At 41.2% G+C, this 17,233-nt stretch carries 12 protein-coding genes; 2 read left to right on the forward strand and 10 right to left on the reverse strand.

Translation table 11 applies throughout. The features are described from left to right. The first annotated feature begins 9 nt into the window (after positions 1-9). Positions 10-1,437 carry a chromosomal replication initiator protein DnaA gene (gene dnaA / locus KA713_00005; GenBank protein ID UXE69224.1) on the forward strand — a complete coding sequence of 476 codons (1,428 nt, stop codon included), beginning with the start codon at positions 10-12 and terminating at the stop codon, positions 1,435-1,437. A 95-nt stretch (positions 1,438-1,532) separates the two neighbouring features. Here the strand turns inward: dnaA and KA713_00010 are convergent, their stop codons facing one another. Beyond that, on the reverse strand, positions 1,533-1,808 hold the full coding sequence (locus KA713_00010; GenBank protein UXE67025.1) for a hypothetical protein: 276 nt from the start codon (positions 1,806-1,808) through the stop codon (positions 1,533-1,535). 361 nt (positions 1,809-2,169) lie between these two features. On the opposite strand from KA713_00010, the gene KA713_00015 reads away from it, so the two are divergent. Continuing rightward, positions 2,170-3,813, forward strand: a complete 1,644-nt coding sequence (locus tag KA713_00015) for a putative DNA binding domain-containing protein (protein UXE67026.1) — start codon at positions 2,170-2,172, stop codon at positions 3,811-3,813. A 215-nt stretch (positions 3,814-4,028) separates the two neighbouring features. Here KA713_00015 and KA713_00020 read toward each other — a convergent pair whose 3' ends face one another. The 9 genes from KA713_00020 to KA713_00060 form a co-directional block, all read right to left on the reverse strand. Beyond that, the gene (locus tag KA713_00020) at positions 4,029-5,795 is read right to left on the reverse strand and encodes a 4Fe-4S binding protein (GenBank protein ID UXE67027.1); all 1,767 of its coding nucleotides are present in this window, start codon (positions 5,793-5,795) and stop codon (positions 4,029-4,031) included. A gap of 11 nt (positions 5,796-5,806) precedes the next feature. Beyond that, on the reverse strand, positions 5,807-7,102 hold the full coding sequence (locus tag KA713_00025; protein ID UXE67028.1) for an FAD-dependent oxidoreductase: 1,296 nt from the start codon (positions 7,100-7,102) through the stop codon (positions 5,807-5,809). Between the two features lie 614 nt (positions 7,103-7,716). After that, entirely contained in the window at positions 7,717-8,712 is a 996-nt protein-coding gene (locus KA713_00030; GenBank protein ID UXE67029.1) for a beta galactosidase jelly roll domain-containing protein, read from the reverse strand. Positions 8,713-8,798: 86 nt separating this feature from the next. Beyond that, positions 8,799-9,197 carry a hypothetical protein gene (locus KA713_00035; protein ID UXE67030.1) on the reverse strand — a complete coding sequence of 133 codons (399 nt, stop codon included), beginning with the start codon at positions 9,195-9,197 and terminating at the stop codon, positions 8,799-8,801. Between the two features lie 256 nt (positions 9,198-9,453). Then, complete coding sequence (locus KA713_00040; protein UXE67031.1) at positions 9,454-9,849, reverse strand: four helix bundle protein; 396 nt, start codon at positions 9,847-9,849, stop codon at positions 9,454-9,456. Positions 9,850-9,897: 48 nt separating this feature from the next. Beyond that, entirely contained in the window at positions 9,898-10,581 is a 684-nt protein-coding gene (locus tag KA713_00045; protein UXE67032.1) for a response regulator transcription factor, read from the reverse strand. Between the two features lie 77 nt (positions 10,582-10,658). After that, on the reverse strand, positions 10,659-12,227 hold the full coding sequence (locus KA713_00050) for a HAMP domain-containing histidine kinase (GenBank protein UXE67033.1): 1,569 nt from the start codon (positions 12,225-12,227) through the stop codon (positions 10,659-10,661). Between the two features lie 74 nt (positions 12,228-12,301). Further along, positions 12,302-14,656: an ABC transporter permease gene (locus KA713_00055; GenBank protein UXE67034.1), complete on the reverse strand. Its 2,355-nt coding sequence runs from the start codon at positions 14,654-14,656 to the stop codon at positions 12,302-12,304. Positions 14,657-14,726: 70 nt separating this feature from the next. After that, positions 14,727-17,177 carry an ABC transporter permease gene (locus KA713_00060; protein ID UXE67035.1) on the reverse strand — a complete coding sequence of 817 codons (2,451 nt, stop codon included), beginning with the start codon at positions 17,175-17,177 and terminating at the stop codon, positions 14,727-14,729. Positions 17,178-17,233 lie beyond the last annotated feature (56 nt).

Here is a 17,233-nt window from a genome sequence, read left to right on the forward strand (position 1 = left end):
TTGAACTCGATAACATCTGTAGACTCGGCTACCATTTGGAACGACTGTTTGGCCATCATCAAACAGGATGTAGACGAACATAGCTTCGAAACATGGTTTAAACCCATTACTCCACTGCGCAGTGATGGCGAAATTTTAACGATTCAAGTGCCTTCGCAATTTTTTTACGAATGGCTGGAAGATCATTTTGTGCCCGTTTTGAAAAAAGCCGTACACAAAGTATTAGGAATAGGCGGGAGGCTCGAATATTCGGTAGTGGTAGACAGTGGCAATCGCCAAAATCCACCCGTGATGGTAAACTACCCGAACGGAAATGGTTTTGCGAAGAGTAATGCGCAGCCCGTAAACGGAAGCGATGTTTATTCGCCCTTTAGTTTTAAGGCACTAAATCCGCAAACTGTAAATTCACGGCTGAACCCTAATTATTCGTTTGATAATTTTATTGAAGGCGATTGCAATCGCTTGGCACGCTCTGCCGGATTGGCCGTAGCCAAAAAGCCAGGCGTCACTTCTTTTAATCCATTGATGTTGTATGGTGGCGTGGGTGTAGGCAAAACGCACTTGGTGCAGGCCATTGGCAACGAAATCAAAAAGAGCTTGCCACATAAAATTGTTTTGTATGTCGATCAAAATGATTTCACAAGCCAGTTTTTGAATGCGCTGCAAAACAATAAGATGCAAGACTTCCAAAATTTTTACTTGCAAGTAGATTTGTTGATTTTGGATGACGTGCAGTTTTTGGCGGGCCGTGAAAAGACACAGGAGATTTTTTTCCATATTTTTAATCAACTCCATCAATCGGGGAAGCAGATCATCATGACAAGCGATTGTCCTCCCCGTGATTTGAAAGGATTTCAGGAGCGATTGCTCTCTCGCTTTAAGTGGGGGTTGACAGCCGACTTGCAAGAACCTGATTTTGAAACCAAGCTGGCCATCATCCATAAAAAGATGCAGTCCGATGGTATTGAAATTCCAAAAGAAGTAGCCGAATACTTGGCGTATAGCGTAGACACCAACTTGCGCGACATGGAAGGCGTGTTGAACTCCTTGCTCTTCCACGCCACTCTTTTGAAAAAAGAAATTGACTTAGAGTTGGCCAAAGAGGTGTTGAAAAACATTGTAAAAGAAATTCAAGCTGATGTAAGTGTGGATTTCATCCAAAAAACGGTGGCCGATTATTTTAAAGTAGAGTTGGATGCCATGAAGGGAAAAGTGAAGAAGCGCGAAATTGTAATTCCAAGGCAAACGGCCATGTATTTCTGCAAACGCTACACGCAATTAACGCTGGCGCTGATTGGTGAAAATTTTGGTGGCCGCGATCACAGCACGGTTATTCACGCCCTCGAGTCGGTTGAAGACATGATGAAGACTGATGCGAATTTTAAAAATAGTGTAGAAGAATTGAACAAGAAGTTTAAGCAAAGGATTTCGGCTTAAGTGCTCATTTCAAAAATGCAACGTCACCGCGAGGTTACTTGCGGAGAGCAAGTCTGAAAGAGTTTTCTTGGCAGTCCAAAAAAATCTGATAGTTTCTAGTACTCATCTTCCATCGATTTCATCATCAACTCGCGGTGATGTTTCAATAATCGATCGTGCAAACCTATTTCTACGGTGTAGCCTATTATTTTAATTTTTTCTTTGCTGATGGTTTGGTTGGTAACAGGTGGTGTGATGCAGCTAACATTCATGCCTGCCTTTTGCATGCCGTAGGTACTATTAGTAAAGTGGTTAGTGTTGTCCGCTTGCCCACATACCTCAAAGGTTTTTTTGCTATCGTCTTTTATTACCTGCCAAGATTTTGCGTACATGGTTGATTGGATTTGTTTAGCAAGATAGGGATTTTGAGGGTTTGGTTTGAAATGAGTATACATTCCGAATTATTAGTCAATACCATTATATTTGAAGAACAGTCTAAAGCAGAATCTGAATGGCAGACAAAGAGGCAGAGGCAAGAATCAAGATTAATAAACTTCTGGAGGAGTCAGGCTGGCGTTTCTTTTACGACAAGCATGACAAGGCCACTATTAATCGAGAGTCATCCATAAATCATTGAAATCTTTGAGCAAAAGATAAAAACAAAAATCAGTGAGGTTTTGGATATAAGGACTAGAGTTTATCAATTGTAGAATAAGAAGCTATCAATGACAGCAGAGCCTTAATTTGTAACGAATGAAGGAGAATCAACATCTAGAAAAGAAATCAATACGATTGGTAACGGGTGCTAATCCAGAATGGAAAGAATTGTCTAAAGATTGTGTATGCTTTGCCAATGCCAGAGGTGGCACAATTTACATCGGTATTGAAAACAATGACCAACAGCCGCCAATTGCTCAGTTAATAAACCCTGATTTACCCGCACTAATCAGAAAGAAGGTTTCAGAAAATACAGTCAATGTTGCCACCCATGCAGAAATTGTAACAGCGGCTAATGGAGGTCAATATATTGAATTGAGAGTCCTGCCCAGCGCATCCACGGTTGCCAGTACCACCGATGGCCGCTACTACATTCGTATTTCTGATGATTGTAAACCTGTATTACCAGATGAGCTAAATAGACTGTTCACCGATAAAACTGCTTTTCAATGGGAAACTAAAGTTGCCAGGTCTGTTTTTAAATCGGAAGTTGATGCGGAAAAATTACACCAGTTTTATCTGGATATAAGAGCCAGCGACAGGGTATCCGATTTTGTAAAACAAAAATCACCAGAAGAGCTTCTGGAGCATTACCTGATGTGCGAGGGTAACTACTTCACTAACCTTGGGGTTCTTTGGGTTGGAAAGCGGACTGACCGTGCAAAACTATTATATGCACCCGTTATTCAGTTTTTAAAATTTGATGAAAGTGGTGCAAGAAGCAATAAAATTGTTTGGGATGATTTCTCGCTCAACCCAAAGGAAATGGTTGAAGCCGTTTGGGCTCAGATTCCAGATTGGAAGGAAGGCATTGAAGTATCGGACGGAATATTTAGGAAGTTTATTCCTAACTATGAGCAGGAAGTAATTCGAGAGCTTATAGCGAACGCATTAGTCCACAGACCATACACCACACGAGGCGATATTTTTATTAATCTTTATTCAGACCGGCTTGAAGTTCATAATCCGGGCTTATTGCCACTTGGAGTTACCCCCGACAACATGCTCCATAAAACCGTTCGAAGAAATGAACATCTAGCAAAAGTGTTTTACGATTTGAAGTTAATGGAACGCGAAGGCTCTGGCTTTGATAAAATGTATGAAATACTTTTATCGAATGGGAAGCAATTGCCGTTACCGATTGAAGGAGAAGACCGGGTTACCGTCACGATACGCAAGCGTATTTTGAAAAACGAAGTTGTAAAACTTGTTAGTCGAGCTAATGAAGAATTTCAACTTCGTCAAAGAGAAATTATTTGCTTTGGTTTGATAGCCCAACATACTACGCTTTCAGCAATCGAGTTCTCAAAGGTTCTTTACCTTCCTCAACAAAATGCGATACGCGATTGGTTAGGTCGCCTTCAAGACTTGGAACTTGTTCAATCAAAAGGAAAAACAAAAGGAGTTGAATACTTCATTAACCCGGAGTTTCTAAAACAAGTTGATTTTAAAGGTAAAACCAATTTGAAGAAAATTGAGGACCACCGATTAAAGGAACTTATCCATGAAGATATATCTACTTACCCCAATAGTTCTGTAAGTGAGATACATCAGCGCATCGGGCCAGAGATTGCCGTTCGAAAGGTGAAGGGAATCATCTATCAAATGGTAGATGAAGACAGATTATCCTTTTCAGGTGATCGGAAATGGAGAAGATATTTTATAAACAAAAGCGCGTGAAAAAACACGTCTTTTTGTTTATAAGATGTGCATAATCATGGTATATATGATTGCAAACAGCTGATTTACAGTTTATTGAAAACTCGCTAAAAGTTGCTTAAAAGCTTCTAAAAGGCGGTTTAAAATATTTTTAAAAAAGAAAGGAATGAATCGAAAAAAGGCAACTTTGCTAATGGAAAGGCCTGACATAGTTGCTATGGGGAAAATCCAAATCGTTACTCCGCCAACGTAATACCATTATTCCCAATCAAAATCGCTTTGCCAAAGCGTCCGTCTTCTTCTTTTACTTCTAAGTTTAATACGCCACGGGGGCAAACGGAGGAACAAACGCCACAGCCCACGCACGAGCTGCGTACAATGTTTTGTCCGCGCTGCGCATACCACCGCACATCAATGCCCATCTCGCAATAGGTAGAACAATTGCCGCACGAAATGCATTGGCCACCGTTGGTGGTAATTCTAAAACGAGATTTGAATCGTTGAATGATTCCTAAGTAAGCAGCCAAAGGGCAACCAAACCGGCACCACGTGCGGTTGCCCATCAACGGATAAAAGCCAGTGCCCACCACGCCCGCAAAGCCAGCCCCAATAAAAGCACCGTACACTTCGCGCAACTTGTAGCTATCAAAAAACAACACCCACGAGGCATTGGTGAAGTACGTATACAAAACACCAGCCGTCATTACGATGGCAAAAACCAGTACGCCATGAATCATCCACCGCTCAATTTTCCACGCACTTAATTTTTTGCTCGATAGTTGCCGATACGGATCGCCCAATGTTTCGGCCAAGCCGCCACATCCGCACACCCAACTGCAGTACCATCGCTTGCCAAAAAAATAAACCAATACCGGCACGGCAATTACAATAAGTGCAATTCCCCACACCAACATAAAAATTCCTAGACCACCATTCGCCAGAAGGCTGTCCAAGCGATTGTTGAAGAAAAAACTATAATCGAGCGGCCAAATATTTTTGAAATCAAAGTAGGGTTGATTAAGGCGGATCATGATTTCGGGAATTAAAAACGCAAAAGCCGTTTGAAAAAACATGACCGAACAAGTACGCAAGATTTGATACTTACTATGGCGATAGTTGATGAGCATGCGAATGCCCATCACTAAAATGCAAAGTGTGTACAAGAACCCGTAGAGAAAAAACCGTCCTGCTTCTCCACCATTTAGAAATTTGCTTACAGGGTCAACCATGATCACCCAATTGGTCATATACTCGGGATAGAAATACAAGAACACATAAAACGCGATCAGCCAACTTCCCGTAAGGATGCCAAGCCATTGCACGTTTTTCATGGTGTTGAAAAAGATGCCGTTGTTTTTGATGCCGAGAGGAAGTTGCCATTTCGGTAAAATATAAAGTAGCGCTCCGATTACACAAAGCCCAATGGTAAGGAAAAGAAAGAAAGTCGGGTTTTCTTTTACGGGACTGACCGATGACGCTTTGGTGATGGAGTAGGTTAAATCTTTTACCGCATATCGATCAAACCCAAATTGATTGACGATGCCAAATTTTTTGATGTTGTCGGCAACATGATGTAGTTGATCTTTGATAGTAGGTTGGCCGTCCAGCCAACTCCCATAATTTTTAAATGCTTTGCGTTTAAAAATATTTTTTTCATCGCTTCCGTTAAATACGGAATCGACTGAGGTGAGGGTAAACTTTTCTTTGTTGTACGAAGCCAATCGCTCTACTTCAGCATCTGAAATAGAAAAATTTTGGACTTGTGTTTGGTTGATGCGCTCAAAGGCAGCATGCAATTGATTGACAAATGAAAAATTTGATTTTGTTTTATTTTTGGTGAGCTCAGTTGTCTCTTGCAAGAATACTGATGCTTTTACAGAATCGCGTATTTGCAATTTGACAATCGTGGGTGTAAGCTGGTAACTTGACCAAAAGAACGAAAAATTGAAAATGGCAAACCCCGTGATGAAGAGAGATAGACCGATTGGTTTTAAGTACTTCATTTTTTTTGTGATTAAACTACTGACTGCCTGCTGCCTACTTTTTTAAATTCTCTAACAATTTCCCCTTCATGTCTTTCAAAAAACTCAGGATCAAAATTAGCCTCTACCAAATGGTTCATTACAAAGTCGATGCTTTTCTTTTCGCGCAGCCAACGATCAAAACATTCGTGCCGCAAGCGGATGCCAAATGCATTGATGCCTAAAAATTGATTGGTGATTTTATCCCATACCACGTGAACGCACTTCATTCCAATGGGGTGTTCCCAATAGAAGTCTGACTCATTTTGTTTTAGTTGATTGCCTACAGTGCCATACGTTTGATATTCAATGTCGAAGAACTTGGCGGAGTTGAACCACGGTCCCGGTTCGTATTTTGTTTTTTGTCCTGCGATTGTTTGCGCCACCACTTCACCCATCATGCGGCCGGTGTACCACACTTGCTCTACGGTTCGTCTTCCGGGCAATTCATATTTTCGCTCCACGCAATCGCCTAGCGCAAATACATCGGGCACATTGGTTTCTAAGAATTCATTTACCAATACACCGCGTTTTGTTTCGATGCCTGACTCTTTCAAAAAATCGATGTTAGGCGAAACACCAACAGTTAACCCTACAAACTGACAGGGAATTTGTTCGCCTTTGTTGGTGACAATCGCTTGCACACGTCCCGAATTATCTCCTACAATTTCTTTTAGTTCGGTGGCTAGTAGTAAATTGACATGGTGCGAGCGTATGTGTCGACTGATTAAACTGGCTTCTTGCTTGGGCAATACGTTATCCCAAAAGTCATTTTCACGAACTAAAAATGTGACTGCAATTTTTCGGCTGATCAGCATCTCAGCCATTTCAATACCAATTAGCCCTCCGCCTACAATCACGGCTTGTGTAATGCCTTTGGTATTTTCTTCCATTAACTGAAGATCTGGATAACTGTATAAACCTTGCACACCTTTTAGGTTTTGACCCGGCCACCCAAACTTATTTGGTTTTGAACCAGCCGCAATCAGCAAGCTGTCATAGCGAATGTGGTTGCCCGATTGCAGTTGTATTGTTTTTTCAGTAGTGTTTATTTTCTGTACATGATCCTTTAGCAGGTCGATTTTGTTTTTCTTCCAAAACCAATCTTCATAGGGTTTGGTATGCTCAAATTTCATCTGACCCATGTAAATATACATGAGTGCAGTACGCGAGAAAAAGTGCTCGGTTTCAGAGGAGATAACGGTGATCCGATGGTTGGTTTGTTTGCGAATGTGTCGGGCAGCCGTTATGCCACTGATGCCATTGCCGATGATCACGATGTGTTTCATAAAAATGCCAATCTGGCGAGATGCTTCATCATACTTTGTCAACCAATTGACAAAACATTCATTAGGGGCTAAGTATTTTTGATTTTCAAGGTAACAATAAAATCTATTGTACCATCTTCAAGGTATTATAACTTTCATAGTGACTAATTTAATTTTATGAAACGATTACTTTCACTTTGGATTTTTTTAGTGATACAAATCCAAGATCGCCAAAGTTGTGATCAAAATAGGCTAAAAAAATAGCCTCATAAATGTCCATTACTCCTGAAAATAGCAAATAGCTTTTTCTACTTCGGGAATTTTTTTACGGATCGTGGGAGTGAGTAAATTGGGTGAAACGCCCCATTTGTTTTCCAGGTTATCGTACTCGGCACTGGTAACTGCCCGGTAAATACGGTCCTTGTATTTATGAAAGGTATCAAATGAGGGTTCATCAAATTGCGAAAGGCAATGGTTGGGTGAGCATAGCTGTATTTTCTGTATGCCAATACGATGTCGTATTCCACGCTAAAAAACTTGATTTTAAGGCAAGAATAGAATTTTATTAAAATCTGAAAGTTTGCAACCGGCCTTTAGCGTCCAATTTCGGTCAAAAATTCTAACCCATTTATTCTTCATTCATTCCTCCAAAGCGAAGGCTCTGAATTTTTAAAATAGCGTTGATAAGCCGTGCGTGTAGTAATGCCAATTGGCCCTTCATAGATGCCGCCAACATTACCCATGTCTTCCACCAATACTTCTATTACATTAGCAGAACCTTTTTTAAGTAACCCATCTGGAATGGTGTACACACGTCTCTTTTCAAACGAACGGCTCTCTCCATAATCTTCGCCATCATTCGTTTTGCCAATGAGTTTTCCATTCAAATAGGTTTTATCAAAATCATCTATTTTGCCAAGCATCAATACAATTTCTTCGTCTTTCTCAGAGAAATTGGCTGGTAGGGTAAACGTTTTTCGGTACCACGCATAGCCATCGTATTTATAGTAACCTTGATGTTCCCAGGCAGACGGAACCATCATCTTGGTCCATTCAGCGTCTCCATCGAGTGGTTTTTCATTTCGTGTTTTGGCAAATTGCCATAACCCCGATAAATCTACGAGCATTCTGTTTTTAGCTGAACGATAAATTCCCAAATCACCATCAATGATTCCGCCACCGAGGGTAACATCAAATACCCGAACAGCAATTATGTTGTCGCCTGCAAAGTTGATTACTTCTGAAGGCAGTGTATATTTTCGTTCGCTGTTAAAGGCGGTTTTGAATTTTGGAGGCATTGTGCCCGACACTCCAATCAATGTTCCATTTACATAGACTTCATCGCAATCATCAATGTAGCCGAGGTTTAGGTAATAGCTTTCTCCCTTCTCTAAGGTAGTGCCATCAAACTTTTTGCGGTACCATGCAAAACCATCGTATCCGTTAAACCCTTCTTCTTCCCAAGCCGCTGGAGCGATGATGTTATCCCAATCCGAATCATCATACTTTGGGTTCGACCACATCGATTTGTCGCCAATACGAAATTTCCATTCGCCTCTTAATTTAATCACCTGTGCGAAGCTGGAAAATGTAAAAACAGAAAGGAGAAGGAAGAGAGAAATTTTTTTCACGGCTAGATTTCGAGTTAAAATTACAAAATGTTTGAGTGAAGGCGAACAACCTGACCAAGGAATCGTCCGCCTTTCCCAAACTTAACCTATCTTAATGCAACGGTAGGATAATTGTAGGTTGCTTTTTCAAGCTGAGCCATCCACTTGCCATCGGTAGGAGCAATTAATTTATAGGTTACCGCCACCTCGTTGCTCTTTACTTCAATCCACAGTGCATCATATTGATCACGTTGTATTTTGTATTTTTTGATAAAGCCACGGTTGAAGTTTTTGGCCTTGATACGCTCAGTACTGATGGTACCTGTTTTGTCCAAGAAACTCACTTCTACCGTTTCGTTTTTATCGTATCCGTAAATTAATTTAACGGTGTTTTTCTCCATACCTGGAACCACTTTGATGGCGGGTTGACCTTGGGCTTTTGCTGTTAATGAGAAGGCACTGATAGCTGCTACCACTACGCCTGCCATTAAGATTCTTGTTTTCATATTGATTGTTTTTTAGTTATTTGTTTTTGTTTCGTTCACAGTACAAATAACGCGGAGGTTGTGTGGAGAGATGTCACCGCAGGGTAAAGGATTGTAACAAGATGTAACGCAGGTTGGTGAGGGTGGTAAGAGGGTAATAGGTGATTGGTAAGTGGTATAAGGTAATTGGTGAGAGGTAGTAGTTAAGAGGTGGTTGTTGAGAAGTAGTTAGTAAGAAGGGAGTGGTGTGGAGTGCTTGATATGGGGTAGCGATTTGTTATTTGGGATCTTTGGTTTTTGGTTTGCAAAAAGAGGCTGACTTAAGAATCATAGAATTTAACATATTGCCAATAGAAGTATATTGTTTCAAGAAGTTAGCGGCTACTTCATTTGAAATATAGCCACAGTCTAACGCAACTTCAATCCAGTGCTGGGTTTCCAACTGTTCACCATCTGCATCGGTAAGTTTGCTGATAAAATGTTTTTCATATCTTCTTTTTCCCCATGATTCAGCGATCTGTGCTCCAACAGAACGGGATGACCTCCTCACCTGATCAGTAAGAGAATACATTTCCTCTTTTGGAAACTTCTTTGTTACATTAAAAATATCCTTTGATAATTGGCGAGAAAGCTTATAGACTTCCAAGTCCCTAAATCCTATTGCATATTCCATATTTTAATCGATTACTCTTTTTATTGTACGGCCACTTACCACTTACCATCACAGAATTAACTTATACCCCGTCCCATGCACGGTCAAAATAACCTTGGGCTGATTGGGATTGGTTTCAACTTTTTGGCGAAGACGCACCATGAAATTATCAACCGTGCGGGTGGTGGGTTGCTCATCGTAACCCCATACTTTTTCTAGCAAGTCGTAACGACTAACTACTTGATTTCTATTTTGGTATAGATAGGAGAGTATCTCAAACTCTTTGTGCGACAACTTTATTTCAGCGCCATTTTCTTCTGCGCGAAAGGCAGCAAAGTCAATTTTGATTCTTCCAATCGATATTCCTTCTGATTCTTTCATCGGTTCGGATTTACTTCTACGCAAGTGCGCTTTCACGCGCGCCAATAGTTCGCGCACGCTAAAAGGTTTGGTGATGTAGTCATCTGCACCCAATTCCAAACCCAATACTTTGTCGATTTCTTCCCCACGCGCAGTGAGCAGAATAATTGGCACTTCAATGCCCGCTGCGCGTACGGCCTTGCACACATCAAAACCTGAAAGCTTGGGCATCATTACGTCCAATAATACCAAGTCGTATGGATTTGCTTTTATTTTGAATAAACCTTCCTCGCCATCACTGGCCAACTCCACAGAATACGATTCCAGTTCTAAGTTATCTTTCAACCCCAGTTGCATGGCGGGTTCGTCTTCAACGATTAATATTTTTGTCATAGATGAGTAGGAGTTAGGAGAGGAGTTAGTAGCGATACATGTTATTTTCAAATTTTACAAATTGCCTCATTTCCAAATTAGTTGAGTGGTAAATAAACAACAAACACCGACCCCTTCCCCAATTCGCTGCTAACGGTAATTTTTCCATGTTGTTGCTCAATCAATTGTTTGACCAAGGAAAGACCTAAGCCTGTGCCTCGACTCTTAGCCAGATCACCACTGGATACCCGATAAAATTTGTCAAAGATGTGTTTTTGGTCAGTGGAACTGATGCCCACTCCATAATCTTTGAAAGACGCCCAGCCAAAACCATTTTCTCTTCCAGTAGTAATCACCACTTGTTTTTTTTCTGTACTGTATTTCACCGCATTGTCAATCAAGTTGATGATGATTTCAGTCATTGCCTCTTTGTCTGCTAATACGGCTAACGATTCTGATGCTTCAAAGTGGTATTCAAAACCTTTGTTGCGCAAGTGAAAATCATAGGTCTTCAGCACGTCTTTGATTTCACTTGTCAAATCAATTATTTGAGGATGAAGTTTCTTCTTACCTGCCTCCGTCTGACTGAAATTTAAAATTTTATTTACAATGCCCGTGAGGCGGTGCGTTTCTTTATTGATGATGGAATAGTATTCTTGTTTTTTCTCCTCCGATTTTACCCTACCCATCTCAAGCGTTTCGGCAAACATACTGATGAGGGCAAGCGGGGTTCTGATTTCGTGCGAAACGTTGGAAACAAAATCGGCTTTATTTTGGGCAAGCTGCACTTCCTTTTTCACACTTCGAAAGGCAAGTATCAACGCAGCAATCAACACCACATCCAACCCAACCAACAAATACAAATTGGTGGTGGTTCGGTTGCGTACCAATTGCTGAAGCGAGGCTTCTTTTGTGCGAATGCCCAACGCATAGTTAGGAAATACCCACAAATCTTTGGTCAATGAAGCGGACGCAAGCGAAGTGGTGTCACTTGTTTCGGTGGAGTAAACGCGTGACTTGGTTTCTTTGTTAAATACCGTCAATACAAATTGCTCTTTGGATATCCGTTGAAGCAAAGGACCCACCACATCTTCAATAAATAATTCTGAATCAATGGTAAAACCAGCCACTTGCCACGGGTTGCTTGTACCTTCTGCAATGAAAATGAGATTTTGCAAACGCGGATTGGTCGATTGGATGCTTTCTATTTTTTGAAAACCACTTCTCCTGTATTTTAAGAGTTGGGTAATCTGCCCCTTACTCTGGGCAAGCGAATTTTCCACGAAAGGCTTCAATTGAACACCGAGCATGCTATCCAACGAAAACAAAACCAAGTTTGCCTTTTGCGAAGCGGTATCAATCGAAAAAATGAGTTGGATGGATGAGTTTAGCGAAAGCAGATTTTGAAGAGGCGGAGGCAATGGCTCTTCCATGACTCCATTTGTCAGTTGATTTTTCCCCGCTTCGGCTTTGGCCATCCAACTATTGATGGTGGCATCTGAAATCTGATTGACCGAGAAAAGAATCGCCTCCAATTGCTTTTGGTAAATGCCCTCAATCATTTTTTCATCTTTAGTAAGCGATGAGATTTCATACACCGAAAAGAACAAGGCGGGTATGAGAAACACTACGGTAAGGATGATGGCAATTCTTCGGGTGGCCGACATTCAAGCACGGATATAAGTCAATCGCTCAAAGGTCGCAAAAGTTTTGGTTTGATGAATGTAAAAAATTGTAATAGCTATTCACTTCTCAAACTCTCCACTGGGTTACTCACCGCAGCTTTCATTGCTTGATATCCGACCGACACAATTGCTGTTATTAGTAAAATACAGGCAGAAATTAGAGGAAACTCCCACGTAAAATCAATTCGGTAGACGTATGACTTGAGCCAGAAATTAGACAAGTAAATTGCTACTGGCAGGGCTAAGCCGAACGCTATTACCAGCAATTTCGAGAAATCAGAGGAAATCAACAATACTAGATGCTGAACGCTCGCGCCCATTACTTTACGAATGCCAATTTCTTTTGTTCTTTGCTCGGCCATAAAAGTAGCCAATCCAAACAAGCCAAGGCTGGAAATAAAAATTGCAATGGTGGTGAACGCCAACGAAAGCTTTTGAATGGTTAGTTCGCTAGTATACTGCTTCTCAAAATTCTTATCTAAAAATTGATATTCAAATGGGTAAGTTGGGTCGAATTTCTTATGCACTTCTTGTAGTCCTTTAATAGCTTGTTGGAAATAACCGTTTTCAATTTTCACAAATCCACGCCAAGTGTTATCTGTTCTATACATTATTATCAATGGCTCAATTTTGCTATGCAGACTTTGGTTATGAAAATCTTTGATAACACCAATCACTTTGCCTGACGGGCTATTCCAAACATCGAGTGGTGCACCGATGGCGTTAGTATATCCAAGGCGAGCTGCCGCGGTTTCGTTAATGATGTAGTTGGTCGAATCGGCCTTTTCGTTAGTGAAGTCAGATCCTTCTTTCAATTCCATTTTCATAGTGGTGAGAAAATCTCTATCGGTAAATATTAATTTGAAAGGGACTCTTTCGGCTTCGTTTTTGCCAGGCCATTTCACATCGGTAGTCATGGCTCCAACCGAAAATGGATTTTGCCCAGCAAATGTGATGCTTTCGATGCCTTTCGTTTTCAGTGCTTCATTTTTAAAGGTCTGTTGATTATTTGTCACACCATTATACATATCAAACACGATAATATTGTCCTTGTTAAAACCAAGGTTCTTGGTCATAATGAACTGTGTTTGCTTGAAGACTACGAGGCTAACGACAATGAGTATTACGGATAATCCAAATTGAAATATGACTAAACCTTTTCGCAGCTTTCCCCCCGCAATAGTTGATTGAATTTGCCCTTTGAGAACGGAAGCTGGTTTAAAAGAGGATAAGAAAAAAGCTGGATAACTTCCCGCTATTAAACTTACCGTGATGGTCAGCAAAGTAACGGCAATAAGAAAAATGGGATTAAAAAAATTTACAACAATTTGACGCCCCATTATTTCATTGAAGAAGGGAAGTAGGAGTTGAGCCAGAACAAGTGAAATAACTACGCTAGTAGAAGTGATGATCAATGATTCGCTAATAAATTGCCCGATCAGCTGACCTTTTTTTGCTCCCGAAGCTTTGCGCACACCAACCTCTTTACTTCTCCCGGCAGAGCGCGCGGTTGCTAAATTCATATAGTTGATGCAAGCGATGAATAATATAAAAACAGCAGTGAGCACAAATAGCCGCACATATTCTATTCTACCCCCCGTAGGTTTTCCGTTTTCATAATTGTCATTAAGATATTTATCCGTTAGTTGTTGTGCAAAAGGTTGATGCATACAATCAGGACAGTGTTTTTTAACAATCGTTTTTAGTTTTGTGTTAAGATTTTCAATGTCAGCATTGCGCTTCACTTTTATGTAAGTTTGATCGTTGAAATTTTCCCAATGCGACATCCATTCGTTTTCTTTGTAGTATACTTCATACGGTAATAGAAAGTCGAAGTGTTTTGATGCGTTTGATGGAGTTTCTTCAATGACTGCCGAAACAGTCATATCATATTTCTCATCGATTTTGAAAGTCTTACCGATAGCGTCTTGACCTGGAAAGAATTTGTCGGCTGTTAGCTGTGTAATCACAAAAGAATTAGGGTCTTTCAACAAATCTTTAGTGCGCCCCTTTACCACCTTGAACGAAAAGATTTTCATGATACTAGGGTCGGTCCACAATCCTTTTAAAAGCAAGGATTTATTTTCATGCCGGAGCAGTCGCGGAGTTGGATCGTCCCAACGTCCTGCAGCTTCAACTTCTGTTACATCAGCGATGATCGCTTCAGCTAACGGACCAGCGGTCGATTCGCTTGTTTCTATATGTCCATCAGAAAAAGTTGAATTATAAAGTACCTGATAAATTCTGTCATGATCTACGTAGCCAGTATCTACGTTTATTTCGTCATTCACCCAAATAGCAATAAGAATTGCTGCTGTCAGCCCGATGGCAAGGCCGAAGATGTTAATGAAACTATAACTCAGATGTCGAGTAAAGTTGCGAAAGGCGGATGTAAGATAATTTCTGAGCATAGCTTTAATAGCGGGCTTTTTAAAGTACGGATTGCTTTTTTTTCATTTTGAATCTGAAACTTGAATTGTCTTACTCACTCCTCAAACTCTCTGTTGGATTACTCACCGCTGCTTTAATCGCGTGCGCGCTCACGGTTACCAACGTGATCACCATTGCTGCCAAGCCCGAAAGCGCAAAGGATGTCCAGGTTATTTCAATGTGATAGGCGTAGCCCTGTAACCATTGGTAAATTCCATACCAAGCAAACGGTGTGGCAATCGCCAAGGCAATCAATACTAATTTCAAGAAGTCTTTTGATAATAGGACAACAATGCCATTTACGGTAGCACCCAATACTTTGCGGATACCAATTTCTTTGGTGCGGGCTTGTGTGGTGTACGCCACCAATCCAAAAAGCCCTAAACAAGAAATGAACATGGCTAACCCAGAGAAAATTTTGAATAACGTGAACAAACGTTCTTCCGATTTGTAGTAGCCATCGATTTGTTCATCAAGAAATTGATACGAAAAAGCACCCTCGGGGTACGCTACTTTCCACGCAGCTTCAATGGCTGCGATGGTTTCAGGCAGGTGGCTTTTGGCTTCGATTTTTATTCCCGCCTGCTCGCATTCTTCTAAGTTAGGCGTAATGAAAACGGGTGTGATGACTTCCCGCAACGGGCCCGAATCGAAATTGGCGATGACGCCAACAATTTCAATCTTCCCGGTATTTACTCCAACGTTAACGATTTGCCCGATGGCGGCTTCATTGGATTCAAATTCTAATTCACGGACTAACTTTTCGTTTACCACCGCCTTCATCATTCGCTTTTCCTTTGGCAGCGATGCAGAAATAAAGTTTGTGTCAGCGGCTTGAAGCAGTCTGCCGGTTACCAATTTTAGATTGTAGAGTCCACAGTATTTATCGTCTGCGAAAATGGTGGTCACAGATTTTCGATTATTGTCAAATACATTCTCCCGACTCATGATGGTACCCCAATGGCCCTGACTGCTTGGGGTCGAAGTTTCAAATGTAAAATCCTTAACACCTTTGATTTTGCGTAACTCGTTTGCAAATATTCGAGAGGTCTTTTCTGAATTTTTCACATCCACCACCACCACATTGTCTTTATCGAAGCCCAGTTTTTTGTTTCTCAGAAAGGAGACTTGTTGCGCCATTAACATCACCGCCATTAGCAAGCAGGCGGAGAGACTGAACTGCGCCACCACCAGACTTTTTCTCAACCATGCAGAACCTTGACTCCCCGTTGAAACAACGCCAGCCTTCAGCGTGATGCTTGGGTTAAATTTGGTAATGACCCATGCAGGATAAATTCCCGAGAGTAGCCCGGTGAGCACTAACCCCACTAACAGTAAAGCAAGCAAAACAGGAGACTCCAATAAATTAAATGTGATGCTCTTGTTCATTAGCGTATTCAAATTGGGTAAGAGCATTTGTGTTGCAGCCACCGCCAAAATTCCTGATACGAAAATCAACACCCAGGCTTCTAACAAAAACTGCGTGATAAGACTCCGTTTTGCAGCGCCTACTGACTTTCTTACACCTACTTCTTTCGCGCGTGTCAATGCTTGCGCGGTGGAAAGATTCATGAAATTAATACAAGCCAAAATCAATACAGCTACCCCAATGATTCCAAAAAACCAAAGCCAGCTGATGGATACCGCTTGCACCCACCGACCGCCATTCGCATAAGATGCATTAAAGTGGACATCGTTCAAAGGTTGCAATTCAAAATCGGTACGCTCTTTTAGTTTGGAAATTTTTGGGTTGATGTATTTATCGGCTATTGCTTTGAGTTGAGCAGATACAATTGACAAGTCCGCATTTTCCGGAAGTACCACCAATGTCTCGGTTCCGGATACGTATGTCCACCCATCTAAATTTGGCTTCAGGAAATTTTCGGTGTAGGAGTGCGAAAGTAAAATGGATGCCGGCAAGTGGGTGTTTGATGGAAAGTCTTTGATGAGAGCCGTTACCGTGAATTCGAAGTCTTCGCGTAGTTTAAATTTGAACGTTTTGCCTATGGGGTCCTCGTTGCCATAAAATTTCTTAGCCGTGCTTTCCGTCAACGCGGCCTGATACGGTTTGCTCAGCGTTTGATAAATGTCACCTTTCAAAACTTCTATCTGAAAGATATTTGGGAAGTCTGGCTCGACAACAAGTATATTTTTTTGTAAGAATCGTTTTTTCGGAGTTACCTCTACCGTTTGCACATACGGAGGATGCGCGAAGCTAACATGTTCAATTCCACTGATCTCATTACGGATAGCATTGGCCAACGGAAAGGGCGTTGAAAAATTTCGGTCAATTTGGTTGTTGGGTTCTGTCCATTTAGATGCCACACGATAGGTTCGGTTGGCTTTTTCGTGATACGTATCAAAGCTCATCTCATATCGGATAAAGAGCGTGATGAGTAAACACACGGTAATGCCAAGCGTAAGGCCTGTGATATGGAGTGCGGTGTTCAGCTTTTGCCGACCTAGATGACGGAAAGCGATGTGTAGGTAGTTGCGCATCATATTTCTTATGGATTAATTCTTTTTTACTACTCGTTTCAGTTTGCTCACGACTTGAA

The sequence above is a fragment of the Chryseotalea sp. WA131a genome, assembly GCA_025370075.1.
GTDB lineage: Bacteria > Bacteroidota > Bacteroidia > Cytophagales > Cyclobacteriaceae > ELB16-189.